The following is a 26,108-nucleotide window of genomic DNA, read 5'->3' on the forward strand; positions in this document are numbered from 1 at the left end:
ATGCGCCTTCCTAATCATTGCCAAAGGCGCCCGTCATGAGCAAAAAGAACAGTAAAAACAAAGCCGGGTCCAGCACCATTGCACTCAACAGAACCGCCCGTCACGAGTACTTCATCGAAGAGCGCGTGGAAGCCGGTCTGTCCCTGCAAGGGTGGGAAGTCAAATCCCTGCGGGCGGGCAAGGCCAACATCAGCGAAGCCTATGTCATCTTCTTGCAGGGCGAGGCCTTCCTGTTCGGCTCCACCTTCCTGCCACTGAACGCAGCCTCCAGCCACGTGGTGTGTGATCCGACCCGCACCCGCAAGCTCCTGCTGAGCCGCCGTGAACTCGACAAGCTGGAGAGCCTAACCGCCCGTCAGGGTTACACCATAGTGCCGCTGGCGCTCTACTGGAAAGAGTGCTGGGTCAAAGTCGAAATCGGCCTGGTCAAAGGCAAGAAAGAGCACGACAAGCGGGAAGACACCAAGGCCCGCGAATGGGATCGGGAGAAAGCCCGCATCATGAAGAACAAGCATCGCGGCTGATTGTGCACCGCATGCAACCGTGCGGCGTCCAATAAACCAGCAATCGACCGGCCAAGGCCGGTTGATTGCTATCAACACCTTGCCATGACAGGATTTTTGCGTACAATCGGTTTTGACAACTTGGGGCTGATTCTGGATTCGACAAGATTCACGAAACCCAAGGTGCATGCCGAGGTGCGGTAGGCCTCGTTAACAAACCGCAAAAAAATAGTCGCAAACGACGAAAACTACGCACTCGCAGCTTAATAACCTGCGCTGAGCCCTTCTACCCTAGCTTGCCTGTGTCCTAGGGAATCGGAAGGTCATCCTTCACAGGATCGTGTGGAAGTCCTGCTCGGGGCGGAAGCATTAAAACCAATCGAGCTAGTCAATTCGTGGCGTGTCTCTCCGCAGCGGGTTGGCGAATGTAAAGAGTGACTAAGCATGTAGTACCGAGGATGTAGTAATTTTGGACGGGGGTTCAAATCCCCCCAGCTCCACCAAACAATGTTCCGGCCGGGAACGAAGAAGTACAGAAACCCGCACAGCGTAAGGCTTTGCGGGTTTTTTGTTGTCCGTAGAAATCCGGGGAAGTCGATTTAATCCAGCTCTCAAGGTAACATCTGTGGTAACACTCCCCTGGTAACACCGTTTTTGGTGTTACGTTCGACAGGTAACACCATGAGCAACGACAAACTGAGTGATTCAAAGGTAAGAACTGCAAAGCCCGGGGTACCACCAAAGGCCAAGGCGGGTGAGCCTCTAGTCAAAGAGTACAATTTGGCAGACGGGGATGGGCTTTACCTGAGAGTAAAGCTGAATGGTTCTAAATTGTGGCTGCTCAACTACTACCGGCCAAGTGACAAGAAGCGTTCAAACATTAGTTTCGGTGCTTACCCTGATGTATCGCTATCGGCAGCTCGAGAGCGGCGTCGAGAAGCTCGCGCCCTGCTGGCCCAAGGCATTGATCCCAAGCTCCACAAAGAAGAACAGGCCGCCATGGTCAAAGCCATGGAAGAAGCCAGCACCAACACCTTTGAACACATGGCATCTAAGTGGCTGGATCTCAAACGCCATGATGTAACTGAAGCCTATGCCGCGGATTCGTGGCGCTCTCTTGAGCTGTATGTGTTGCCCTTCATCGGTTCTATGCCCATCGACCAGATTCGTGCTCCCAAAGTCATCGAGATGCTGCGCCCTCTGGAGGCAGATGGCAAACATGAGACTGTACGCCGCCTTTGTCAGCGGATTAACGAAATCCTCGACTATAGCGTTAACCACGGCCTGCTCGATGCCAATCCCTGCTCAGCGATACGCAAGGTTTTCAAGAAGCCAGCCAAAAAGCACATGCCGACCCTCAAACCGGACGAGTTACCGCTTTTGATGGCTGACATTGCCAATGGTCGGTTAGACCCGACCACGCGCTGCCAAATTGAATGGAGCCTGCATACCTTGGTGCGCCCGGGCGAATCAGCCGGTACCCGTTGGGATGAGATCGACCTTGACGCCAAAGTCTGGAATATCCCTGCTGAGCGGATGAAGATGGATCGTCCCCACCGGGTTCCGCTGACCCCGCAAGCTCTCTCTCTGCTGGAGCGCATGAAGCCGATCAGCGGCCACCGTCCTTTTGTGTTCCCTGGCCGCCGCGATCCGCTTGGTCACATCAGCGACCAAAGTGCCAATGCGGCCTTAAAACGGCTTGGTTATGGCGGGCGACTAGTGGCTCATGGTTTGCGCTCGCTGGGGAGTACCACGCTCAACGAACAGGGCTTCAACCCTGACGCCATTGAGGCCGCACTATCCCACACCGATGAGAACGAAATCCGTCGCGCCTACAACCGCTCTGACTACTTTGAGCAGCGGGTGATCATGATGGGCTGGTGGAGTGACCACATAGAGAACGCCAGCCAAGGAAGCCTGTCTCTGGCAAGCGGCACTAAGGCGCTCAAGCTGGTCAACGAATAAACCGAATCCCACCGGGTCTATCTCGACGGAGAGAAAAGCGGGAAAGCCTTGCCCGTCTGACTCGGCCCTCCACTCAAGCTGATAGTGTGAGATCTGCGCATGACGAGAAGAACAGCAAAACTCCAACCCTTACCGAAAAGGTTTAATCTGTCAGATTATGAACTATCCAATCATGAAACTAATCGCTCACTGATTGCTAATTTATTGTTCAAAATCTCATTCCTACGCGATGACATTGCAGCGGCTAACATATCCTCCGATATGAGCTCTCCGATGACTATTCAGGCTAGTAACCCGCTCGGATTTATCCATTCATTCCCACTGACAGTGACGAATCCAAAAAATGGAGTGGATCATTTAATCACCCCCCATATATGCCCATTGGAGTTGTTCGATCTCCAAAACAGGCGCAGCCCCCCTAACCTGATAGAAATCGGGGTAAACCTCGGTGAGGCAACGGATGATGAACTAGTGAACGAATTCAGGCGGTTAATTCCTCTCTGGCGACAACAGTCGGCACAGCCAGAACCAACCAAAAACGAGACAGGCAAAGTAGGGCCAAGCACCATCAGACGTATTATTGAGTACAAGGTGCTCCCCATGATCGACCTTATGGTGTGGGCCCAAATCAACGGATTTAAATACAGTGCCGAACAGCTGTCCCGTGTGCTTTTTACGGAAGAATTGGTTACGGCCAAGCAAATGGCAGAGACCCGGATCCCCTTTACGCTTGGTTTTGCCAATTCAGACTATCAGGACATGCTGCGCTTATGGCTAGACCAGACGGGGGCGGATGGTAGGCAAAATGGTGATCGGCTAGTGCGCGATGAATGCCTGAGCCTCACATAACAACCCGGCAATAACGCTGGACGTTTCATGTGCTTTGACCTAAACGACGAAAATTTTCCTGAAAAATTTTCGTCGATAAATCTTTTATATAAACCCCGGATGCCAAGAAATATGAAAAAACCATAATCGTCCTCGTTGGCCTAACGTGAGCCAAGATGACGAATATGGAGTACCACATGGAAAACAAGACCAACCCCTCCCTGCGCTTTATTCGTATGCGTGAAGCAACCCAAAAGACGGGTATGAGCAAAAGCTCGATCTACGATCTGATGGCCCAGGGCCTGTTCCCGAAGACCGTCCACCTTGGCGGTGGCCGCTCAGTGGCCTTTGTCGAAGCTGAGATTGACGCCTGGATGGCGGAGCGTATTGCCGCTCGCAATGTAGCGGCATAGGGGGCAGCGATGAACAAAAAAGAAAAGGTCGCATCGCAGAACGGCACGACCCACACCAAGCAAGGGGATACTACTACCCAGTCTATCGGCATCGCTACCAAGCTGGAACTGGTAGCTCTCCACTTGCTCGAGAATGGCACTCAGGGTATCAGCGCCCTTTCTGCTTTTGCCAAGTTGCATGACCTCAACCCGCGCAACTCGATCAGCGACCTGCGCAAGCACCACAACATCACCATCTCGGACGAATTCTTCAGCCACCAACACGCTGGTGGCGATGTGGTCCACTTCAAACGTTACTGGCTGCAAGACCGCGACGAGGCCAGCAAGGTGGTTGAGCTGATCAACGTCAAGTGCCAACAGCGTGGCACGATGCCCTTGAGTGAGAAACAGATCGTCCGTTACCTGAATCTCTTCCCCATCAAGTCCAGCCACCAGCCCGCCGCCTAGCCGAGGTTTAAACATGATCATTGCAAACGATGGGCACACCGCCCAGGGCGAAGCCTTGCCCAAAAACAGCCACCTCCTGGCCGAGTCGCGGCGCCCACAGCAAGCACAGTTCGACCTGTTGGCGTTTCATCACGTCCATACCAAACTGGCAGGTCTCGCCGAACCCATCAGCCGCCACACCTTCGCCTTGCTCTATGTGCTGCAAGGGGGCCCCGCAGCTTGTGCGATGGCGGTTGCCCCTATCGCAATCGAGTGTAAGGCGGTTGAGCTGGCCCCACTGAACGAGGCCAAATAAGCCATGGCCCAAGTAAAAGGTATTGTTTCGGATGTGGTCACCGCAGCCGGTGGCCGCTGGCCCGAACTGCTGGCGGCTGTCGGTATCGACACCCCGCGCCTTGGCAAGCATGGCCCTTGCCCTGTCTGTTGTGATGGCAAGGACAGGTTTCGGCTCGATGATAAGGAGGGGCGCGGTACCTTCATCTGCAACCAGTGTGGGGCAGGTGACGGGCTGGATCTGGTTTGCAAGGTGATGGGCAAGACCCCCAAGGAGGCCGCCGAACTGGTTGCCCCTTTGGTGGGCCTGTCTGCCGGTGGGCTGGATCCGGCTGAACGTGAGCGCATTCGTCAGCAGCAGCAAGCCAAGGCAGAGCAGGCGCGCAAGCGGGGCGAGCAACAGCGTGAGCAAGCTGCCCGCCGTGCTGCTGCCATTCTCCGCGACTGTGAGCAGGGGGAGTCCCTTTACCTGACGAGCAAGGGCTTTGCCGAACGCCTGAATGCGGTGAATTGCGCCCCGATCCGTGTGGGCGACAAGAACTACCCGGCCGGTAGCGTGGTGATCCCGTTGACCAATGAGGCGGGCGAACTGGTGAATGTACAGCTGATCGGCCATGACGGCTGCAAGCGTTATCTGGCAGGCGGGCAAAAGGCCGGGGCCTTCCACCGTATCGAGGGCGGGGAGTTGATTGCCATTGTCGAGGGTTATGCCACCGGTCTGTCGGTTTACTTGGCCACCGGGGCGACGGTCTATTGTGCGATGGATTGCGGCAACTTGGCTGTAGTGGCCGCCATTGCTCGCCGCCAGCATCCTGAGGCCAGGATCCTGCTGTGTGGCGACAATGACGCCCACACCAAGGGCAACCCCGGCAAGGCCAAGGCCGAGCAAGCCGCCGCTGCCGTAGGCGGGCTGGTAGCCCTGCCACCGGTTGCAGGTGATTGGAACGACTACCACCAAACCCACGGGCTGAACGCAACCAAGGAGGCCATCATGAGCGCCAGACCGAGCACTGCCAGCCCCCAAGCCAAAGACGCCAACCAGAAGGAAGGGGCGCCTTGCCAAGCCGATGTTGTGCCGCTTCACCCGGTGCGCGATGACGATACAGAGGACGGGAAAGACCTGCCGGCAGGGTTTGAGATCCGGGGGGATCGCCTCTGTGTGTGGGAAAAGGTCGGGCGGGGAAACGATGCCCAGCAAGAACTGGTACCCATATCCAGCCCGATCCGGGTGCTGGCTGAAACCAGTGATGAGCATGGCCGTGGCTACGGCCGCCTGCTGGAGTGGCAAGATAGCGTGGGAAGAACACGCCAATGGGCGATGCCTGTTCGCTCCCTGGTCCCGCGCAACGGTGAAGAGGTCTTCACTGCCCTGCTGGATGCGGGCTTGCCGTTTATTGAGTTGGGCCGCAAACGTAAACTCGCCGAGTACCTTATGGCTTGCCAGCCCGATAAGCGGATCACCTGTGTGGAACGTACCGGCTGGCATGGTAATGCCTATGTGCTGCCAAAAGGTACGATAGGGTCAGAAGCGGAGGGGGTGATATTGCAGACGGCGGGCTATGCGGCTAACGATTTTACCGAGTGTGGCACATTGGCCGAATGGCAACAGGGTGTGGCGGCGCTGGCCGTGGGTAACTCCCGCCTGTGCTTTGCGCTGTCGCTCGCCTTTGCGGCCCCACTGCTGACTCTGGTAGGCATGGAGGGCGGTGGGTTCCACCTCAAGGGGGAGAGTACCGACGGCAAGACCACCATCATGAAGGCCGCTGCCAGCGTCTACGGAAACCCAGATCGCTATTACAAAACATGGCGGGCAACGGGCAACGGTATCGAGGGGATGGCCAGTCGCCGCAATGATGCCTTGCTCTGTCTGGATGAGATCGGCGAATTGGGGGGTGAGGAAGCGGGTAAAACCGCCTACATGCTGGCAAACGGCCAGGGCAAGATCCGCAGTAAACAGGATGGCGAACTGAGGGAGGGCAAGACGTGGCGGTTGTTGTTCCTGTCTACCGGTGAGTTGTCACTGGAAGATCACGCATCCGAGTCAGGTAAAAAAGTTCAGGCGGGGATGGAGGTGCGCACCATCCAGATCCCGAGCGACACCGGGCAGCATGGCGCATTTGAGCGGTTGCATGGTATGGCGGATGGTCGCAGCTTCGCCGATACGCTCAAGGCCCGCGCCGACAGCCAGCACGGCAGCGCCTTTCACGCTTTTGTGAAGGGGCTAACTACCGATATGGAGCAATACCGTGAGCACCTGCGGGGCGAGATCAAGCGTCTTGCCGTTGAGTTAACCCCGCATGGCGCAGGCAATCAGGTAGGCCGCGCCATCAACCGGTTCGCGCTGGTGGCCGCTGCGGGTGAACTGGCAACCCGGTTGGGGGTCACAGGCTGGCCGGAAGGTGAGGCGACCAAAGCGGTTCGCATCTGCCTCAAGGCTTGGTTGACAGAGCGGGGGCACCTGGGCAACAAGGAGGATGCCGCGACCCTGGGGCTGGTGCGCGGGTTCGTCACTGCCTACCAATACTCCCGTTTTGCTGATTGGCATGATGAAAAACACCGCCCGGCCAACGCAGTGGGCTTTCGCAAAGTAGATGCAGACGGCGTGAGCTTCTTGGTCACGTCCACTGGCTGGGCCGAGATCACCAAGGGACGCGATCCGAAGCGAGCTGCGCACCTGTGTCTTGACGCGGGTTATCTGCTCGGCGGCAAAGACAAGAAGCGGTTGCAGCGACAAGCCCGATTGCCCGGCATGGGTACACCGGTATGGGTCTATGTGCTGACCGAGCGTGTATTGGCCGATGAGGGGGACGGCCAGGAGGACGAATAACGCCAGCCAGAAGGAACCAAGGGGTCGCCGAGTGTGGCCCTTTGCTTTTCCACCTTGAGCGCATGAAGAACAAGACAATAATAATGGTGGCTACAGTGGTTACACGACTACGAAACACCTCTGTAAGCCTTATAAATCAAGGAATGGCGCTGTAACCAGCCGTTTCATTTTTAGTGGTTACAAGGTGGTTACAATGGTTACACCCTGCCTTGTAACCACTTTCATGCTCCTGTAACCACTCGGTTCTTTAGACAATGGTTACAACAGAATCCAGTAATGGCGTGGCTTTGCGGGTGATGTAACCATGTAACCATGTAACCATGTAACCACGGTAACCTCCGTTTTTTGCATATATAGAGCGGAAACCCTTTATTCTTGATGGCGAGCACCAAGGCAAACCAGAACGGTTCTTGGATAACCTTATAGGTCCTACTCATCGCATAATGTGTGACATGTCGTATGAGCTCATCTCATGCCACATCCTTTTTGAGTCCAAAAGCAACCAAATCCAGCCGATTTTATGAGATGATCCCGGGCAACCTGGGTGTCTCCACCCGTCAGGTCTTCGCCATCAAGGCGCTGGACTCCGATTATTTTTCAGAAGAATAAGAGAATACAGATACATGGCCACCGCCCCGAAAAAATCCACCGCCAAGAAAGCCGGCAAAGGCTTTGAAGAGACCCTCTGGGATACCGCCAACCAGCTGCGTGGCAGCGTGGAATCCTCCGAATACAAGCACGTGGTGCTAAGCCTCGTGTTCCTCAAATTTATCAGCGACAAGTTTGAGGCCAAGCGCAAACAGCTGATCGCCAGCGGCCAGGAAGCCTTTGTCGAGATGGATGTCTTCTATCAGCAAGACAACGTCTTCTTCCTGCCCGAAGAGGCGCGCTGGGGCTATGTAAAAGCCCGCGCCAAGCAAGATGACTTGGCGGTGCTGATCGACACGGCGCTGGCCACCATCGAGAAGCGCAACCCGGCGCTGGCTGGCGCCTTGCCCGATAACTATTTCTCCCGTCTGGGGCTGGAGGCGACTCGCCTCTCGTCGCTGATCGACACCATCGAGAATATCGACACCCTGGCCAACGAGTGCCATCTCACCGAAGAGGATCTGGTGGGCCGGGTCTATGAGTACTTCCTCGGCCGTTTTGCCGCCACCGAGGGCAAGGGCGGCGGCGAGTTCTATACCCCAAAATCCGTGGTCACCCTGCTGGCCGAGATGCTCGAGCCCTATCAGGGCAAGATCTACGACCCCTGCTGCGGCTCGGGCGGCATGTTTGTGCAGTCCCTCAAGTTTGTCGAGAGCCATCAGGGCAAGAGCAAGGATATCGCCATCTACGGGCAGGAGCTCACCGCCACCACCTACAAGCTGGCCAAGATGAACTTGGCCATCCGGGGTCTGATCGGCAATCTGGGTGAACGTGCCGCCGACACCTTCTTTTACGACCAGCACCCGGACCTCAAGGCCGACTACATCATGGCCAACCCGCCGTTCAACTTGAAAGAGTGGCGCGGCGAGGCGGAGCTCACCGACGATCCGCGCTTTGATGGATTTCGCACTCCGCCCACTGGCAATGCCAACTACGGCTGGATCCTCCATATGCTTGCCAAGCTGTCGGAAGATGGCACCGCCGGCTTTGTGCTGGCTAACGGCTCCATGAGCTCCAACACCAGCGGCGAAGGGGAGATCCGCCAAAAGCTGATTGAAGATGACCGCATCGAATGCATGATCGCCCTGCCGGGCCAGCTCTTCTTCACCACACAGATCCCGGTCTGCCTCTGGTTTATGAGCAAGAACAAGGGGGCCAGCATCAAGCACGGCTATCGGGATCGCCGGGGCGAGACCCTGTTTATCGATGCCCGCGAGCTGGGCACCATGGTGAGTCGCACCAACAAGGAGCTGACCGCCGCCGATATCGCCCGCATCAGCGACACCTTCCACGCCTGGCGCAGCAGCGACGACGAGCTGGCCCGCCGCATCAAGGCGCAGGCGATCAGCATCGAACGCTATGAAGATCAGGCCGGCTTTTGCAAGGTGGCGACCTTGGCCGATATTGCCGCTAACGACTATGTTCTGACCCCTGGCCGCTATGTGGGTGCCGCCGAAGTGGAAGATGATGGCATCGCCTTTGAGACCAAGATGACCGAGCTAACCCAAACACTCTATCGCCAGTTGGACGAGGCGGCAGAGCTGGATCTGGCGATCCGTGCCAATATGGAGGCGCTTGGTTATGGGGCATAACTGGAAAACCACGAAACTCCTAGATCACTACGATATTCGCTCAGGCCTATCCAAACCCGCAAAAGATTTTGGTTCTGGCTATCCCTTTTTGACGTTTAAAGATGTCTTCTATAACTATTTCACCCCAGACATACTGGGTGATTTAGTTCAATCTAATGATAAAGAGCGAGCAAGTAGTTCAGTCAAACGCGGCGATGTATTTCTAACCAGAACTAGTGAAACAATGCATGAGCTCGGCATGAGCTGTGTAGCTCTTCAAGATTATGAAAATTCAACTTTTAATGGTTTTTGCAAGCGCTTGCGCCCACATAAGGAAAGTGAGTTAGTCCCTGAATATGTTGGGTATTATTTGCGCAGCCCGAAGTTTAGGCAATCAATGCTTGCGTTTTCAACAATGTCCACGCGAGCTAGTCTTAATAATGAAATGATCGGTCGCCTTGAGATATCTTATCCATCAAAAAATGAACAACTCAAGATTGCCAAAATACTAAAAACACTGGATGACAAAGTCGCCCTCAACCGCCAAATCAACCAAACCTTGGAACAGATGGCGCAGGCGCTGTTTAAGTCGTGGTTTGTGGACTTCGATCTCGTGATGGATAATGCGCTGGAAGCAGGCTTTTTTGAGCAGGAGCGGGACCTCTCCGATGAGCTGCTGCGCCGCGCAGAGGCACGCAAGGGCGTGCGTGCACGAAAGGACTTTAAGCCCTTACCTGCGGCCACACGCCAACTCTTCCCTGCCGCCTTTGAACCGTGCGATGAGCCCTCTTTAGGTCTCGGCGGCTGGGTACCGAAGGGGTGGAATATCAACAAAATTGAGAACCTGATGGAGCTTGTTTACGGCAAAGCGTTGAAGTCGACAGATCGAATTGATGGTCCCGTGCCCGTCTATGGTTCTGGTGGCATAACTGGATATCACAATGAGTCGCTGGTTGATGGGCCATCAATAATCGTCGGCCGCAAAGGGACTGTAGGTAGCCTTTATTGGGAGGACAGACCATTCTTTCCTATAGATACAGTGTTCTATGTACGATCCGAGAAGCCACTCACCTATTGTTTTTATCTATTACAAACATTAGGTCTTGCTGATATGAACACTGATGCGGCTGTACCAGGGTTAAATCGAAATAATGCCTATAGATTACAGGTAACAACTCCTGATGAGGATTTGTTAGATGCCTTCGACACCCTTACTACCACATTAAGAAAAAGGATTTTTGCAAATGCAGAGCAATCGACAACCCTGATCAATCTACGCGATGGCCTACTGCCAAAACTCATTTCAGGTGAGTTGAGCCTTGATAAGATGGAGTCTGTTCTGTAATGCAGATAAAACACAGGAAGCCTCATAATAGACTAAAAATGTGGCCTAGCTTTGATGTTATGCGTGATGATATTGATGGCATCATACCAGTAACTAAAGTAAAGCACTGGCAGCACCTACAAGAAGTCTTTAGTAATGACCCTATATTTAAGACTCATGATGAATGGTTGTTTAGGGGGCAGCGTCGTTCTGACTGGGGATTAACACCTAGTCTCGCACGATTGTCGAATAATGCAACCATAGACCCAGACTTGGCGGAGCGACAGCTTTATCAGTTCAAATATTCTATAAGGGGGCGTGTTAAATCAATTTCAACAATAGATGATTTAGACGTGTGGGCAATTGGGCAGCATTTTGGATTAATGACGCCGTTGCTCGACTGGAGTCGTTCGCCATATGTAGCTATGTTCTTCGCTGTTGAAATGAGAGATCCTGTCAATGAAACTCCCAAAAACTACAGTCGTGCAATTTTTGCTCTGAATAAAACTAGGTTAAGTAAGCTTAATATTGATATATTTGTTGATACATTGAGTTCTGAGCATGCTCGATTAATAAGTCAAAATGGCTTGTTTACTGTATCCCCTTTAGGAGAGTCAAAAACTCTTGAGACACTGATTATCAATGAACTAGCCGAAAGGGATGTTGATGTTGACGACCCTGAGACGCTGAGGAAATATGTTTTCAAGGTTCATATTCCTATGGAAAATGATCACGATCGACTTAACAGTTTCCAATCGCTAAGGAAAATGAATATTCATCATTCTAGTTTGTACCCAGACTTAATTGGTTCATCATCACATTGCAACGAATTAATTAAGGAAGAGTACATGTCAAAAATTATGGATGAGTATTGTTGAGTCGGTAGCTTTAATATGTCGAATGTGTTTACAGAAACAAAGCTTGAACAGGCCATAATCGCCCTGCTAGGGGAACACCACGATCAGAGGGGCAAGCCCTGCTACCCCCACTTCCTTGGTAGCAGTTTGCCACGCAAAGATAAGAGCGAGGTACTGCTCACTGGCGATCTATACACCTATCTGGCCGCTCGTTATCGGGATGAAGGGATTACGGAGTGGGAGATCGCCGACATCGTGCGCAAGCTCGAAACTCTGCCGGCGAGCGACCTTTACCAGAGCAACAAGACCTTCTGCCATTGGCTCGGCAACGGCTTTTTGTTAAAGCGGGAAGACCGCACCCAAAAAGATCTCTATATCGAGCTGTTCGACAGCCGCACCCTGCCAGCTCAACTGGCCGCGCTGTTTACCAATGCAGATCAGCATGCCAGCAATAGCACAGCACGGATGGCCGGTGAAGCAGAGCTGCACGATCTTAGCGACTGCAACCGCTTGCGGCTGGTCAATCAGCTGGAGATAGAAGGGCAAACCAAGGATGGCGGGGTACAACTGCGCATCCCGGATGCCATCTTGTACCTTAACGGCCTGCCAGTGGTGGTATTCGAGTTTAAATCGGCGGTGCGAGAAGAGGCGGCCACCCTCCATGATGCCTGGCGCCAGCTTTGTGTGCGCTACAAACGCGATATCCCCAAGCTCTTTGTCTACAACGCGCTTTGCATCATCAGCGACGGGGTGAACAACAAGCTCGGCAACCTGTTCGCCCCCTACGAGTTTTACTACGCCTGGCGCAAGGTGAGCGGCTGCGAGTCCACCGAAAAGGAGAACGAGGCCCAGGGGATCAAGGGGCTCTACACCCTGGTGCTGGGGCTGTTTCACCCGCTGCGCCTGCTCGATGTGCTGAAGAACTTCGTCTTCTTCCCCGACAACGCCAAACATGAGGTGAAGATCTGCTGCCGCTATCCCCAGTACTACGCGGCGCGCAAGCTCTACTACAACATCAAAAAAGAGCGTAAGCAGCTGGTGAGCCGCCCTGATAGCACCGGGGTGATGGTGGTAGAAAATCACGGCGGTAGCGGTAAGGGCGGCACCTACTTTGGTGCCACCGGCTGCGGCAAGAGCTACACCATGCAGTTTTTGGCGCGCTTGCTGATGAAGAGCGTCGATTTCGAGAGCCCGACCATCGTGCTCATCACAGATCGCACCGATCTCGACGAGCAGCTCGCCAAGCAGTTTTGCAGCGCCACCGCCTTTATCGGCGATGCGGTGATTGAGCCGGTCTCCAGCCGCCAGGATCTGCGTGACAAGCTGGCCGGCCGCGCCAGTGGCGGGGTGTTTCTCACCACCATTCACAAGTTCACCGAAGATATCCAGCAGCTCTCGGAGCGTAGCAACATCATCTGTATCTCGGATGAGGCACACCGCAGCCAGGTCAATCTGGATCAGAAGCTGGTGATGGATCTTGAACGCGGCACCATCAAGAAGACATACGGCTTTGCCAAGTACCTGCACGATTCGCTGCCCAACGCCACCTATGTGGGCTTTACCGGCACGCCGATCGACGCCACACTGGATGTGTTTGGCCCGGCCATCGACAGCTACACCATGAGCGAGGCGGTCAACGACGAGATCACCGTGCGCATCGTCTACGAGGGGCGCGCTGCCAGGGTGCTGCTCGATAACGGCAAGCTGGATGAGATAGAGAAGTACTACCAGGCGTGCGAGGCGCAAGGGGCGAGCGAATACCAGATTGAAGAGAGCAAGAAAGCCAGCGCCAATATGAACGCAATCCTGGGCGACCCGGACAGGCTAGCCGAGCTTGCTAAAGACTTTGTCGCCCATTACGAAGATCGGGTGAGTGAGGGCGCAAGCGTCAAGGGTAAGGCGATGTTTGTCTGTGCCAGCCGCGAGATTGCCTATGACTTCTATTGCTGCATCAAGGCGCTTCGCCCCGAGTGGTTTGAAGCCAAGCAAGCCATCGACGGGGTAGCTCTCAGTGAAAAGGATAAAAAGGAGCTGATGGCACTGCCGATGGTCAATCTGGTGATGACCCGCGGCAAGGATGACGAGCAGGAGATGTATGACCTGCTGGGCAACAAGGAGTACCGCAAGGAGCTCGACAAGCAGTTCAAGAATCCCAAATCCAACTTCAAGATTGCCATCGTGGTGGACATGTGGCTGACCGGCTTCGATGTGCCCGAGCTCGACACCATTTACATCGACAAGCCGCTGCAAAAGCACAACCTGATCCAGACCATCTCGCGGGTGAACCGCAAGTTTGAGGGCAAGGAGAAGGGACTGGTGGTCGATTACATCGGCATCAAGAGTCGGATGAACATGGCGCTGGCCATGTACTCCAAGAGCGATGAGGTCAACTTCGAAGACATCCGCCAGTCGCTCACCGAGGTACGCAACCACCTGGATCTGCTGCGCACCCTGTTCCACAAATTCGACAGCCGTGATTACTTCTCTGGCGAGCCGACCAAGCAGCTGGAGTGCCTGCGCCGGGGTGCCGAGTTTGCCCTGCAGACCAAGAAGATGGAACTGCGTTTTATGGGGCTGGTCAAGCGCCTCAAGGCCGCTTATGACGTCTGTGTGGGCAACGAAGAACTGACCAATGATGAGCGCGAATGGGTTCACTTCTATCTGGCGGTGCGCTCCATCGTCTACAAGCTCACCAAGGGGGATGCCCCCGATACGGCTCAGATGAACCAGCGGGTGCGCGAGATGATCGCCGAGGCGCTCAAGGCTGACGGGGTGGAAGAGATATTTGCCTTGGGGGATGAGCAGGCCGAAACCATCGACATCTTCGACGATGAATATCTGGCGCGGGTCAACAAGATCAAACTGCCCAACACCCGGATGCAACTGCTGCAAAAGATGCTGGAAAAAGCCATCAGCGACTTTCAGAAGGTGAACCAGCTGCAGGGGATCAACTTCTCCAAGCGTTTTCGGGCCCTGGTGGAGCAGTACAACGAGCGAAAAGAGAACGATGTACTCAATGGCGAGGAGTTCGACGCTTTTACCGAGCAGATGGCCGACATGATCCTCGATATCAAGGGGGAGATGATGTCGTTTGCCAACCTAGGCATCGATATGGAGGAGAAGGCGTTTCTCGATATCCTCGAGCATATGTGCGTGAAGTACCAGTTCACCTACGACCAGGAGAGGATGCTGGAGCTAGCCAAGGCGATGAAGGTGACGGTGGATGACTCCGCCCAGTACCCGGACTGGAGCAACCGCGACGATATCAAGGCCAAGCTGAAGGTTGACCTGATTCTGCTGCTACACCGCTACGGTTTTCCGCCTGTGGCCAACGATGAGGTCTACAAGAGCGTCCTGGAGCAGGCGGAGAACTTCAAGAAGTACCAGGGCAGTTAAGCCCATAACCATTCTGGGCGGTGGCCACCATGATGGCTGCCGCACTCTTTCTTTTGCTGTATGGCAGACAGGCAAGGCGGGATGGCGTGACACCACATATCTATAACCGCCCTTATCTGTGTGCTCTTTGAGGTTGCGTGAGTATGTCGGATTATTTGTTGACTTGGAATCCTGATCAATTTTCTACCGGTGGTGATGGCAGTGCAACGGGCCTACTGGACTATCACGAGGGCGATGAGATCCGCTGGTCTTGTCGAAGTAAACAACCTCAATCTGGAGATACGGTTTATCTGATCCGCCTGGGTAAAGAGCCGCGCGGGATCATTGCCAAAGGGGTTGTTACCCAAGCACCGTTTAGTGATTCAGACTGGAAAGATGCAAATCTGGAGCGCTCTTACATCAAGTTTGAATTGCAAGACTTGCGGCAATCGTGTCAGGCGGGATTATTGCCGATGTTACTGCTAAAAGCCGCGCTGCCCGATCAAACCTGGAGTTCGCAAACATCAGGCATTGCGATCAAACCTGATGTTACCGCTGACCTCGCAGATTTATGGAAGGCCGGTAAGGATAACCACTCGTTAGTGCAGTTTATGTGCTGGACAAAAGAACATGACTTTAATCAGCGATGGTATGAGGATTATCAGGCTACCTGCCAATTAGCCGAAGAGATAAAACATGGCAAGCCAGTAACGGATGCCGATATCAATAAGCTGTGGCGTGATAAATCCAATGGCATCGCCAGTGCTGGCCAAGGGTTAATGTATAATAAAGAGTTCAATAGCAATGTTGAGTTCCTGCGCCAGCTAACCGTGGAAATCATTCAATCTCCCACTCAGGATACTTATCATCAGGTATTTCAACGCTGGAAGAGTGACGGGACATTTGAACGGTATCTGAAGGTCGTTATTAACCGGGTTTTTGGTGCGGCATCCCCACAAAATTACACCAGTATCGCTGATGGTTCTTGCCTTAAACCTCTGTGCCAAGGTCTGCAAAATCAATTTCAAGTTGATATTAAACCAAGTGATGATTGGTCAGAGGACAATCAAAAATTACTCGCAGCGGTGAACCCTATCATCCCCAGTGAGTGGGACCTGTATACCCGTAATATCTTGCTATGGAATCTGTATGAATGGCTCGTTGAGCCAGTGAAAGATGGCAGCCATGCCCAATCCCACCAAGCTGATAATCAGATCAACGAAGAAGACGCAGACTATATGACTAGCGCAGACCCTGTTCGCACGCAGCCTAAAAATGTCATCTATTACGGGCCACCGGGAACCGGTAAAACCCACAAGTTGCAACAGCTGCAAGCACAGTACACCCATCGCCCAGCCGTGATGGATAAGTCGCTGTGGCTACGTGAAAAATTAACGCCCCTCAACTGGATGCAGGTGCTGGTGTTGTCATTACTGAGTCTGGGCAAGCGCGCCAAAGTGGCCGAGATTGTGAGCAGTGAGTTCTTCCAGACCAAGGCTAGCATTAACGGCCGTACCGATAATCTGGCGCAAACGGCGTGGAGTTATCTGCAGAAATTTACCATCGCAGAGTCAACAACCGTCAATTACAAGGGGCATTGTGAACCTGGGGTTTTTGATAAATCAAGCGACTCGGTTTGGCAGTTGATCGATGACCGGCTGGAGTTGGTGGATGATTTGGTACAGTTACATGCTGAATTGACCCACGGGCCGCAATCCGCCGACGAAATCAAACGTTATGCGACAACCACCTTTCATCAATCTTATGGCTACGAAGAGTTTATCGAGGGGTTGAGAGCGGCGACTGACGATGAGGGTAATATCAACTATTCGGTAGAGCCTGGTGAATTCTTAAAACTGTGTCGCCGTGCCGAGCAAGACCCTTCGCATCAGTACGCCATGTTTATTGATGAGATCAACCGCGGCAATATTTCCAAGATTTTTGGTGAGCTAATCTCGCTGGTTGAAGTCGATAAACGGGCCGGTGGTCAACATCCAATGAGCATTCATCTTGCCTACAGCGGCAAGCCATTTAGTGTGCCATCGAATGTCGATATCATCGGCACCATGAATACCGCCGATCGCTCTTTGGCATTGATGGATACTGCGCTACGCCGTCGCTTTGACTTCATTGAGATGATGCCTGATAGCACTCTGTTTGCGGGTCATGATGCCATCGATATCGGCAGCGGTAACACCCTCAACCTTGGCAAGCTGCTTGATAGGCTCAATCAGCGTATTGAGGTGCTTTATGACCGCGAGCATACGCTGGGGCATGCGTTCTTTTACCCGGCCTATCAGGCGGTAAAAAATGGCGATCACGCTGGCGCCTTGCTCGCACTTAAAGAGGCATTCCAGACCAAGGTGATCCCGCTACTGCAAGAGTACTTCTATGAGGATTGGCAAAAGATCCGTCTGGTACTCGGGGATAACCAAAAGCGAGACGCCAGTGGCAAAGAGGTGGCAGGGCTGCAATTTGTGCAACAGCGCCCGATCAACTTCAAAATGTTATTTGGCAATGACTATGAGCCGGATCAGTTCGGGGTGAACCAGCACCGTTATGAGCTGGCTGATCATGAGCATTCGGTGTGGGATGAGGGCATGGCCTATCTGGCGATTTATGCCCCTGATGTGGCCCAACGCTATGCGCCAGATCACGCACTACAACCCTCTGCTGCGCAGGTCGAAGATGTCACTTCGTAACGATATTGCGCTGTTCGAGTACGCCTATCTGGTCAGCGAGGAGAGCGGTATTACCCCGATCCCGCATGAGGTGGAGGCAATTTCGCCCTTGGCGTTTCGTTACCTCAAGGAGATGGCACTGGGGATCGACCAGGATAATCGCCTGTTTCGGCTGTGCAAAAAACTCGGCGCAGAAGCACTGCAGGTACAAAATTATGCAGGGGTGATCTTCACCCCTGATGGCACTCAAGTTGAAGTGTTGCCCAAGCTGGGGAGGCCTGTTCAGGCCAACGATACCGATACTGCAACCCCCTCCTCTGCCGCCCGCTGTGAAGCGGCCCGGCATGCGCTGTTGATCATGCTGCGGGCATTGCGGGAGTTTTCCCATCTTCAAACAACGAACGCCAACATCCGCCAGCAAAAAATGCCGTTGCTGGAGGTGTTCATTAGCCAATTTCTTGATTCGGTGAATACCTTGGTCAAGAAGGGGCTGCGCAGTGACTATGTTCGCTGTGAGGAGAATTTGAGCTACCTCAAGGGCAAGCTCAATACCGCCCGTCAGTTGCGTCAAAACATCATCACCAAACACAAGTTCCATTGTGAATATGATGAATTCTTAGTCGATCGCCCTGCCAACCGCCTGCTGCATTCGGCACTGGTTGCGCTGGCGGCCATCACGCGCAGTGGGCATAACCAAAGGTTGCTGCAAGAGCTGACCTTTATCTTTTGCGAGGTTCCGCTCAGTGCCGACTACAAGAGTGATTTTGCCCGCTTGCGCATTGACCGGGGAATGAGCCATTACCAAACGCCGCTGGCATGGGCGAAATTGATTCTAGAGGGCTTTTCTCCGCAAACCATGAGCGGGGGGCACCGGGCAATCTCATTGCTGTTCCCGATGGAGCGGGTTTTTGAAAATTATGTGGCGAAAATGCTGCGAGCCACACTCCCACCGCAGCTGACGTTAACCGCCCAGGCACAGCGCAAACACCTTGTTTCCCATCATGACGCTGCATGGTTTCGGCTTAAACCCGATATGGTGATTGAGCAGGGCAGCAAGGTGATCAGCGTGCTGGATACGAAATGGAAGCTGCTAGACCCCGCGAAAGGGAACGGCACCGATAAGTACGATCTGCAGCAAGGGGATTTTTATCAGATGTTTGCCTATGGCCATCACTACTTTGATGACCCTGATGGAGACAGAGAGATGTTCTTGGTGTATCCAGCCCATCGCGGATTTCAGGAGCCGATAGCCCAGCCATTTGATTTCCCAGTTGCTGGCCAAAAAACCATGCGCTTATGGGTGGTGCCGTTTGTGATTGATTCCATTAAGTCTCGCTTGGTGCTGCCTGCTCAATGCCAGTTACAGCTGCGAAGTTTGCAGTGAAGCGTTCAGAGTAAGAGTAAAAGTGAAGGTTAGATGGCACCAACAGGGGCCAACTGGCTCAACATGCAATATGGTTGGGGTAGCAAACGGCTAGTAAGGTATTTATGCGACCAGTGTGAACAACTACGTGTGAATGAAATACAGTATTTATCATGACAAACCAAATAAATACAATAACTTAACCAATATTTGGCGCGTACTTATGCGACCATTACGCGTACGCGCGCGCATGCGCGAACTATCATGCTACGGGAACAATGTATAGGCCTTGTTGAGGTTTATATCAGCACCTATGTGAAGAGCCCTGACCGATTAAACTGGAGCGCAGCCAAGGTCCCCGTCACTGACGCACAGGTGGAGAGCCCGAGACTGCTCGTTCGTGGGAATATGTGGGTGTTGAAGGGTAGGTGGAAACAGCATCCTGGTGATGCCAAAAGGTGCGCTAAACCATCATCATTGACTTGCCATGCAATTGCCTTGCTCCCACTCCAACCGGGTAAGCTACGATTCACCCTCTGCTTGGCTGGCTCTATAACCTCCTTGCAGATCAAGTGAGCAACTTGCTTGAGATAGCCACCGTTGGACTGGTGGCAATACTATGACGGCGACAGGAATTTGAACCCGTATCCGCCCCCCTTACTCTTGTTCGTGATAGTTACCTATCCGCGATTTCAATACCGAAATTCGGGGGTGACTTGTTCAATGGTAACACCAAAGGTAACACCAGCTAGATTTGCCATTGAGTTAAATTCATACAAATCAACACATTAAAGACACAAGTCAGATTCCCCCAGCCCAATGTTCCGGCCGGGAACAAAGAAGTACAGAAACCCGCACAGCGTAAGGCTTTGCGGGTTTTTTGTTGTCCGAAATAGTCCATAGATGTCGCCTAAGGCCAGCCATCAAAGTAACATTTATGGCAACACCGGCGTTGTAATACCATTGTTGGTGTTACAACGGAGGTACTCGCGAGGAGCAAGCACAAGCTGACCGACTCCAAGCTGAGAACTGCCAAACCTGAAGCCAAGGAGTACTGCTTGGGTGACGGTGACAAGAGTTAACCCAAGCGGCGCAAAGCTCTGGGTGTTCAACTACGACAGGCCACATACTAATAAACGAGTCAATATCAGCTTTGGCTCCTACCCTGACGTCACTCTTGCAGCAGTTCGAAAACGACGGCTAGAAGCGCGAGCCCTATTGACTCGAGCAATCGACCCCCAGCGTTACCAGCAAGAGCAAATTGCCCACGTCCAAGCCAAGCATCAGGTGAGTGCTAGATCTGTACAAACTGGGAGAGTTTGATGTGGAAGCCACTGGTTGTAGTAATCAGATAATTTCTGATAACCGGCTTGGTATTCTAAACGCTCATATAGTTAGTCCTAAAAGTTGCCACATCGAAACATGCTCTGGGTCAGATAATCACGCTACAGCCGTAGCCAAAAAGGCTGGGCTATCGTATTGGAATGTCTGGATGCCATATTCTAAAGATAAAGAAAGAACTTGAGCCTATCATAATCGACTATCTTACTGACAGCTGATGAAGTAAATCGCTTTTTGTCGAACAAGCCTTTTAACAGCCAATGCTAAATTTCAATAAAAAAACAATGATGTATTTATTGGCTGCAGCATGACTATTGTAAATGGTTATCTTCTAACTACCGCCTGAATTACTTTACCCCATCGCAGCAGACCTTCCCATCGGTCAACGGTACTCTTATACGTATCAACAGATTTATAATGAGTCGTTGCATGTAATTGCGCGTTACGCCCAAGTCTAATGACAACATCTGGCATAGCATTCAGTGCCACCAATATTCGTGCAAGATCATCAGGGTCGTTTGGATGATATTTACAGCAGTTCACACCATCAGTCAGGTGCTGATCCCACCAGGCACCATCAGTTGGGATAACCACGCATAATCCTGCCGCCATCGCTTCCAGAATGGAGAGCCCAAAAGGTTCCTGATGACTAGTAGAGACAAAAATACCGCACCGAGACCTTATCTCATCAAGATTATCAGGACTTGAATACCAGCGGGTATCTGGCAATTGGGGCTGGGGCTGGCTGCAGGGTAGACGTGTTCCCATTGGCTGAAGATAGCAAACCATCAGCTCTGGACGGCAGCTGGATATTTGTTGATGAGCGGCCAATATTGTTTCCAATCCCTTCCATTTCAACAAGGACGCTGCCCACAATATGCTAGAACCTCCCGCTGTCGTTGTAGGCCAGTCAATCTCACTCAAACCATTTATAAATGACTCCCAATGTGATGGAAAGTCAGTCTCTCCAAGACGAAGTATTAACGCCTCCAAAGAGCGGCGTGCACTTTCCAGATAAAATACAAGATTCGCACGCTGCAATGCTCTTGCTGAGAGGCCTGAGCAACCCACAGGCCCATGGATCAGTTGTACCACCCGACACTGCAACCTGCGGGCAGCCCAGTAACAGCAGAGATCCACGCCGGGCCCTGACGCTGCCAGCAAGCACTTGACCGCCCCCAGACGCCACGCCAGCCACAGAATGGCCATGGTCTGCCACCCCTGTTTGAGCAGATAACCCAAACCTGACTCCCGCCCTTTCAAGATCGAGGGAACCCAAAGCTTGTGATGGCGACAATGAGCCCAGGAAGCCGGATCCTGAGTCAGCACGTGAAATGTCATCTCCGGCATACGTTTGGCTAACTCGTCGAGTAACACTTCAGTAGCAACCTTGGATCCCCCACGAAAGGGGATGGGATCAACAACGACAATCTTCCCTGTCACTTGCTTCATCTGTGCCGTCATCTTTTTACCCCCCTCAACTTGATAAATTTTGGGTGCGAAGACCAGCAAACATCCTCACCAACAGTCTTCGTGCTCTAGCGGCAAGCCGTCGCCCAAGCCAACGTAACATCCGCTGATAAGGAAACTGACTCGTACTAGCCCAACGCCCAGCCAGCGCGTCAGACCATACCTCTGTTATCTTGTCGACATACATCTCCACCGTGAAGAGTCGCTCTGCACGTTGCCGCCCGGCACGACCCATTGCAGATCTAAGCGTAGAATTGCTCAACCTCTGCCAATGCCCAGCCATCTGGATCCAATCTCCGGGTTCCGCCAGCAGTCCATTAACGCCGTGTTCAACCACCTCAGGGATCCCCCCAACTCGGTAGGCACTAACCGGCAGCCCCAGCATGTTCGCCTCGGCCAAGGTAAGACCGAATACCTCTTCGCGAGCACCAGAAACCAAGAGATCCACTCCCCCCCGCAAAATAGCGGCGCTGTCAGGACGCTCGCCCAGAAAGTGCACCCGATCCGCTACCCCGAGATCAACCACGAGTGCCTCCAAGGCTCGTCGTTCGGGACCGCTACCAATCACCAGAAGTTGTATCTCTTCCCCTGAATTGACGAATTCCGCCAGAGAACGGATCAGTAAATCGATCCCCTTTCGTTTGATGAGCGACCCTATAGTGGCCAGAATCAGCCCCCCGGGGGGAAGCCCCAGCATGTCGAGCACAGGCCAGTGAGATCCACCGTTGAGGCGAGCACCATCCACACCATTGGGAATGTGGATCAGGCGAGAATGCTCGCAGCCATCCTCCCGCCAAGCGGTCAGCACCGGCTGGCTCACCCCGATCAGTACATTGGCTTCGTGCACCCGTAAGGTGAACCTGTCTCTGGGCTGATAACGGGCATGCAGATGACACACCAGTGGCACTGCCATCTCCCGGCACACTCCGGCCAACCACTGGCAGGGGGCGGCGCTGTTGGCGTGTACCAATGTGACGCCATGTTCACCGATAAGCACCCTCGCCTGTTGGCACAAGGCCCGATGAGCGGCCAAATCGAAACGGGGAGCCTGCCACCCGAGCAGCAGAGTAAAGGGCTCAACCACAGTGTTCACCCCAAGGCGGGCAGCTTCATCCGCCAACATCTGGCTGTTGCACCAGAGCAGAGGCGCAAAGCGGCTGCGATCGAGGTGGGCCAGCAGATCCAGCAAGCAGCGTTCGCTGCCGCGGATCCAGTCTTCACCGTAGTGAACCAGCAAAATGGGGATGGCACTCATGATCCTGCTCCCTTGACGTTTGTGTCCTGTACCGCAGCGGCCGCTTCCCTGGCCTGTTGGACATATTTGATAGTTGCCACGGCTAAAGACAGTTCCAGATAGATAGGCCAGGTAAAACCCTGGGTCAGAAAGGACCCTGAGATAACGAAACCCACCATGCTCGCCATCACCCCCTGCATGGCCGTCACTACTGCAGGAGGCATGCCATCCAGTGGACACCGCCACACCTGATACAGGGTTGCCACCACCATGCCGATAAATATGGTCAACCCCACAAACCCCGTCTCCGCCAGCACCCCGAACCAGGTAGAGTGCACTGCATGGTTAAGGCCATCCCAGTGGGGGCTGTAAAAAAAATAGTTGTAGTAGAAATTGGAAAGCCCCACTCCGATGAACGGATGAGCCAGTGCCATGCCCCAGGCGGCTTGCCAGGCGTAGAGACGCCCCATGGCCGAGGCATCGACCCCACTTTCAGAAGCGCCGCCTGAAGCCCGATCACTGATCCCTGCTGCGGCAAAAAGCACCAGCAACGCCAAGGAACCACAGAGGATCAGCACGGTTTTGGACTTCACCCTTTGCCAGGCAAACAGACCACTCACCGCACAGATCCCAAGCAAGCCTCCCCGACTCTGGGTGGCGATGATGGCAGCGGTCACCAGCACGAAACCCAGCGCCCCAAGGGCCCGTCCTGCCACGCCGTTACCCGGGTTGAGCAACAGGCTCAAGGAGAAACCGGCTGGGAACAGCAGAACCAATGACAGATCGTTGGGATCTCCCAACACAGAACCCAGCTCTCTTCCTATGGTGACCCGGGTCCCCTCCACCAGCCCGAGCCCGCTCGCCTTGTTGTAGAGCGCCACCAGCGCAACCATGCAGCCGGCCACCACAAAGGCGCGTACCGCCAAGGCAAAATCCTCCGGGTGACGCACCAGCCAAGCGGTAGCCAGGGTCATCAGGTAGATCTTGCTGTAACTGCCAGTCCAAGTGGCAATCGCCTCTCCCCGGTTGCTGGCAAACAGTACGCCGATAGAAACCATCACGAAGAAAGCCGTCAACCAGCTCAGGGGTTGGCTCCAGTAGGGTTTGATGCGACCGGTCAGCAGGATGTGCCAGATCAGGGCACCAATCGCAGCCAGCGAGAAGAGCAGCGGAATTTTTAGGGGATAGAGCTGAGGGAATACCTCGTGGAGGCGAAAGAAGGAGAAGGTGACAAACCCCAGCACCATCAGAAATGGCCAACGCAGGGCAAACCAGACGGCAGGGATCGCCAGACCAATCACCGGCATCAGCAAAGGATGAGGCAGACGCCACCAGAGCCCCGCCACCAGCAGGCTGACGGCCAGCCCCCAAAGGGCATGGCTCAGGCGACCCATTGCCCTGCCCACCACTGGCCAAGCCACATCATGGCCAGCGACCCTGCGCTACTCGCCCAAAGCACTGAGAGGCGATATGGCAGCGGCAGCAACCGCTGGCTCACCAGATAGAAGGCCAGTGCCCGCACCATATAGACCAACAGCAGGGTCCAGATCACCCCAGCGACCCCGAACGGCGGGATTGTGAGAAAAAAGCCAAGGACTCCGAGCAAACTGCATCCCAGATTGATGAACATTTGCGCCTTACTCTCCTCGCCGCTGAAGCAACCGACGTTGAGCAGATCGGAAACATTGCGCACCGCCATCCCCAACACCAACAACGGGATATAAGCGATGGCCCCGTGATAGCTCTCCGGTGTGAGCCAGCGAATGAGCAAGGGAGCTGTGAGACCGACCACCCCGGCAGTGGCAAAACCGAGCACGGATCCCAGCACGCTATAGTGAGCATTGAGACGCAAGCCATCCGGCTCCTTGAGCAGCATGAAGCGGCGGGGATACCACCAGAGTGCAAAGGGCTGCAACAAGAGCCCCACCGCCAGTGCCAGCTTGCCTGCCACCGCATAGTAGGCCAGCAGCGTCTCGCCAACCACGTCTGCCAACAACCAGCGATCCAGCCCGCTCAGAGCAAAGCCGGCCAGCCCGCTCACCACCAGTGGCATGCCGTAACGCAGCAGGGGGCGATAGTGTTGCCAGTCAAAGCGGATCCCGCTATCTCGCCACTGCCACAAGCTCAGCAGCAGGGCCAATGCGATGCAGGTCAGGGTGCCGGAGGCAAGCACCCCGCTCACACCCCAGCCCAACCAGAGCCACCAGCCCGTCAGCAGTGACTGGATCACTGCCTTGCCAGCGGTGGCCACAAAGAAAAGGCGGGCCTGATTGCGCATGCGAAGCCATGCCAGCGGTACCCCGATCACCCCCTCGAACGGCAGGGCACTGAGCACCCAGCGCACATCGGCCAGGCGGGTCTGCGCCGGCAGCAACCGCTGCACCTGCGGGGCCAGCAACCAGAGCATCACCAAGCTGGCCAGAGCAATGATCCATACCAGACCAAACACCCGCGCCACCACGTGCTTGCGTTCGACTTCGTCCTGCGCCATTCCAGCGAAGCGGTAGAGGGCATCCACCAGCCCGAACCCCAAGATGAGGGAACCTAAATTGATGATGGTCAGCAACACCTCCAGCTGACCGTATTCACGGGGCAGCAACTGATGTGTCAGCACCGGCAGCATCAGCAGGGAGATCCCCTTCATCAGCAGTAATCCGACCGCGTAATAGAGCATGGCTATCTGGTTCACACCAAGTTTCATAGGGCCTCCCAGCCACCAGGCAACACGCCTTGGGTCATGTACCGCCAATGCAAAGGGCACGCCAGACAGTGTGTGTGGCGAAAATCCGCTGTTTCCCTGAGTCCTGCACTCCCAGCAAGGTACATCAGGTCCAAAATGAGACTGTTATTTGCGTTTTGCAGCACGGATGGCGCAATTTGCATATCCCCCTGCCACGCTCCCCACCATCAGCCCCTCATCTGCAGGAAACGCCTGATTGGCCCGATCCCTGCTAGTCCCTGACTGGTCGGCCAGACGGCAGATGAGAA

General features: G+C 54.1%; 18 protein-coding genes and 1 other RNA gene. 15 read left to right on the plus strand and 4 right to left on the minus strand.

Features of this window, described 5'->3' with window-relative positions; genetic code table 11:
• Positions 1-35: 35 nt before the first annotated feature.
• The 15 genes from smpB to ACW5XD_RS16105 all read left to right on the plus strand — a co-directional run bounded on the left by smpB (position 36) and on the right by ACW5XD_RS16105 (position 20,398).
• Positions 36-524, plus strand: a complete 489-nt coding sequence (smpB, locus tag ACW5XD_RS16035) for an SsrA-binding protein SmpB (protein WP_042036966.1) — start codon at positions 36-38, stop codon at positions 522-524.
• A 122-nt stretch (positions 525-646) separates the two neighbouring features.
• Positions 647-1,006, plus strand: a transfer-messenger RNA (tmRNA) gene (gene ssrA / locus ACW5XD_RS16040).
• A 178-nt stretch (positions 1,007-1,184) separates the two neighbouring features.
• The gene (locus ACW5XD_RS16045; protein ID WP_456495703.1) at positions 1,185-2,468 is read left to right on the plus strand and encodes an integrase domain-containing protein; all 1,284 of its coding nucleotides are present in this window, start codon (positions 1,185-1,187) and stop codon (positions 2,466-2,468) included.
• Between the two features lie 99 nt (positions 2,469-2,567).
• On the plus strand, positions 2,568-3,317 hold the full coding sequence (locus tag ACW5XD_RS16050; protein WP_456495704.1) for a DUF6387 family protein: 750 nt from the start codon (positions 2,568-2,570) through the stop codon (positions 3,315-3,317).
• A 176-nt stretch (positions 3,318-3,493) separates the two neighbouring features.
• Complete coding sequence (locus ACW5XD_RS16055; RefSeq protein ID WP_456495705.1) at positions 3,494-3,709, plus strand: helix-turn-helix transcriptional regulator; 216 nt, start codon at positions 3,494-3,496, stop codon at positions 3,707-3,709.
• 9 nt (positions 3,710-3,718) lie between these two features.
• Positions 3,719-4,156: a hypothetical protein gene (locus ACW5XD_RS16060; RefSeq protein WP_456495706.1), complete on the plus strand. Its 438-nt coding sequence runs from the start codon at positions 3,719-3,721 to the stop codon at positions 4,154-4,156.
• A 13-nt stretch (positions 4,157-4,169) separates the two neighbouring features.
• Complete coding sequence (locus tag ACW5XD_RS16065; RefSeq protein WP_456495707.1) at positions 4,170-4,451, plus strand: hypothetical protein; 282 nt, start codon at positions 4,170-4,172, stop codon at positions 4,449-4,451.
• Between the two features lie 3 nt (positions 4,452-4,454).
• Entirely contained in the window at positions 4,455-7,256 is a 2,802-nt protein-coding gene (locus ACW5XD_RS16070) for a DUF927 domain-containing protein (protein ID WP_456495708.1), read from the plus strand.
• A 623-nt stretch (positions 7,257-7,879) separates the two neighbouring features.
• A complete protein-coding gene (locus ACW5XD_RS16075) occupies positions 7,880-9,496 on the plus strand; it encodes a class I SAM-dependent DNA methyltransferase (protein ID WP_456495709.1) in 1,617 nt (538 codons plus the stop codon).
• Positions 9,486-10,820: a restriction endonuclease subunit S gene (locus ACW5XD_RS16080; RefSeq protein WP_456495710.1), complete on the plus strand. Its 1,335-nt coding sequence runs from the start codon at positions 9,486-9,488 to the stop codon at positions 10,818-10,820. The genes ACW5XD_RS16075 and ACW5XD_RS16080 overlap by 11 nt, the downstream gene beginning before the upstream one ends.
• On the plus strand, positions 10,820-11,677 hold the full coding sequence (locus tag ACW5XD_RS16085; protein ID WP_456495711.1) for an FRG domain-containing protein: 858 nt from the start codon (positions 10,820-10,822) through the stop codon (positions 11,675-11,677). The genes ACW5XD_RS16080 and ACW5XD_RS16085 overlap by 1 nt, the downstream gene beginning before the upstream one ends.
• A gap of 15 nt (positions 11,678-11,692) precedes the next feature.
• Positions 11,693-15,052 carry a type I restriction endonuclease subunit R gene (locus tag ACW5XD_RS16090; RefSeq protein ID WP_456495712.1) on the plus strand — a complete coding sequence of 1,120 codons (3,360 nt, stop codon included), beginning with the start codon at positions 11,693-11,695 and terminating at the stop codon, positions 15,050-15,052.
• A gap of 143 nt (positions 15,053-15,195) precedes the next feature.
• The gene (locus ACW5XD_RS16095; protein ID WP_456495713.1) at positions 15,196-17,733 is read left to right on the plus strand and encodes an AAA family ATPase; all 2,538 of its coding nucleotides are present in this window, start codon (positions 15,196-15,198) and stop codon (positions 17,731-17,733) included.
• Positions 17,720-19,096 (plus strand): McrC family protein, encoded by a 1,377-nt coding sequence (locus tag ACW5XD_RS16100; RefSeq protein WP_456495714.1) that lies wholly within the window; start codon positions 17,720-17,722, stop codon positions 19,094-19,096. The genes ACW5XD_RS16095 and ACW5XD_RS16100 overlap by 14 nt, the downstream gene beginning before the upstream one ends.
• 1,083 nt (positions 19,097-20,179) lie before the next feature.
• Positions 20,180-20,398, plus strand: coding sequence for an integrase arm-type DNA-binding domain-containing protein (locus ACW5XD_RS16105; protein WP_456495733.1), 219 nt, complete (start codon positions 20,180-20,182; stop codon positions 20,396-20,398).
• Positions 20,399-20,740: 342 nt separating this feature from the next.
• Here ACW5XD_RS16105 and ACW5XD_RS16110 read toward each other — a convergent pair whose 3' ends face one another.
• Genes ACW5XD_RS16110 through ACW5XD_RS16125 form a run of 4 tightly spaced genes read right to left on the minus strand, consistent with a single transcriptional unit; the run spans position 20,741 to position 25,821 of the window.
• The gene (locus ACW5XD_RS16110) at positions 20,741-21,928 is read right to left on the minus strand and encodes a glycosyltransferase family 4 protein (protein WP_456495715.1); all 1,188 of its coding nucleotides are present in this window, start codon (positions 21,926-21,928) and stop codon (positions 20,741-20,743) included.
• Positions 21,894-23,141, minus strand: coding sequence for a glycosyltransferase family 4 protein (locus tag ACW5XD_RS16115; protein WP_456495716.1), 1,248 nt, complete (start codon positions 23,139-23,141; stop codon positions 21,894-21,896). The genes ACW5XD_RS16110 and ACW5XD_RS16115 overlap by 35 nt, the downstream gene beginning before the upstream one ends.
• Positions 23,138-24,514, minus strand: coding sequence for an O-antigen ligase family protein (locus ACW5XD_RS16120; protein WP_456495717.1), 1,377 nt, complete (start codon positions 24,512-24,514; stop codon positions 23,138-23,140). The genes ACW5XD_RS16115 and ACW5XD_RS16120 overlap by 4 nt, the downstream gene beginning before the upstream one ends.
• A complete protein-coding gene (locus tag ACW5XD_RS16125; protein WP_456495718.1) occupies positions 24,502-25,821 on the minus strand; it encodes a lipopolysaccharide biosynthesis protein in 1,320 nt (439 codons plus the stop codon). Before ACW5XD_RS16125 ends, ACW5XD_RS16120 begins: the two co-directional genes overlap by 13 nt.
• Positions 25,822-26,108 lie beyond the last annotated feature (287 nt).

Source organism: Aeromonas enterica, assembly GCF_054052465.1.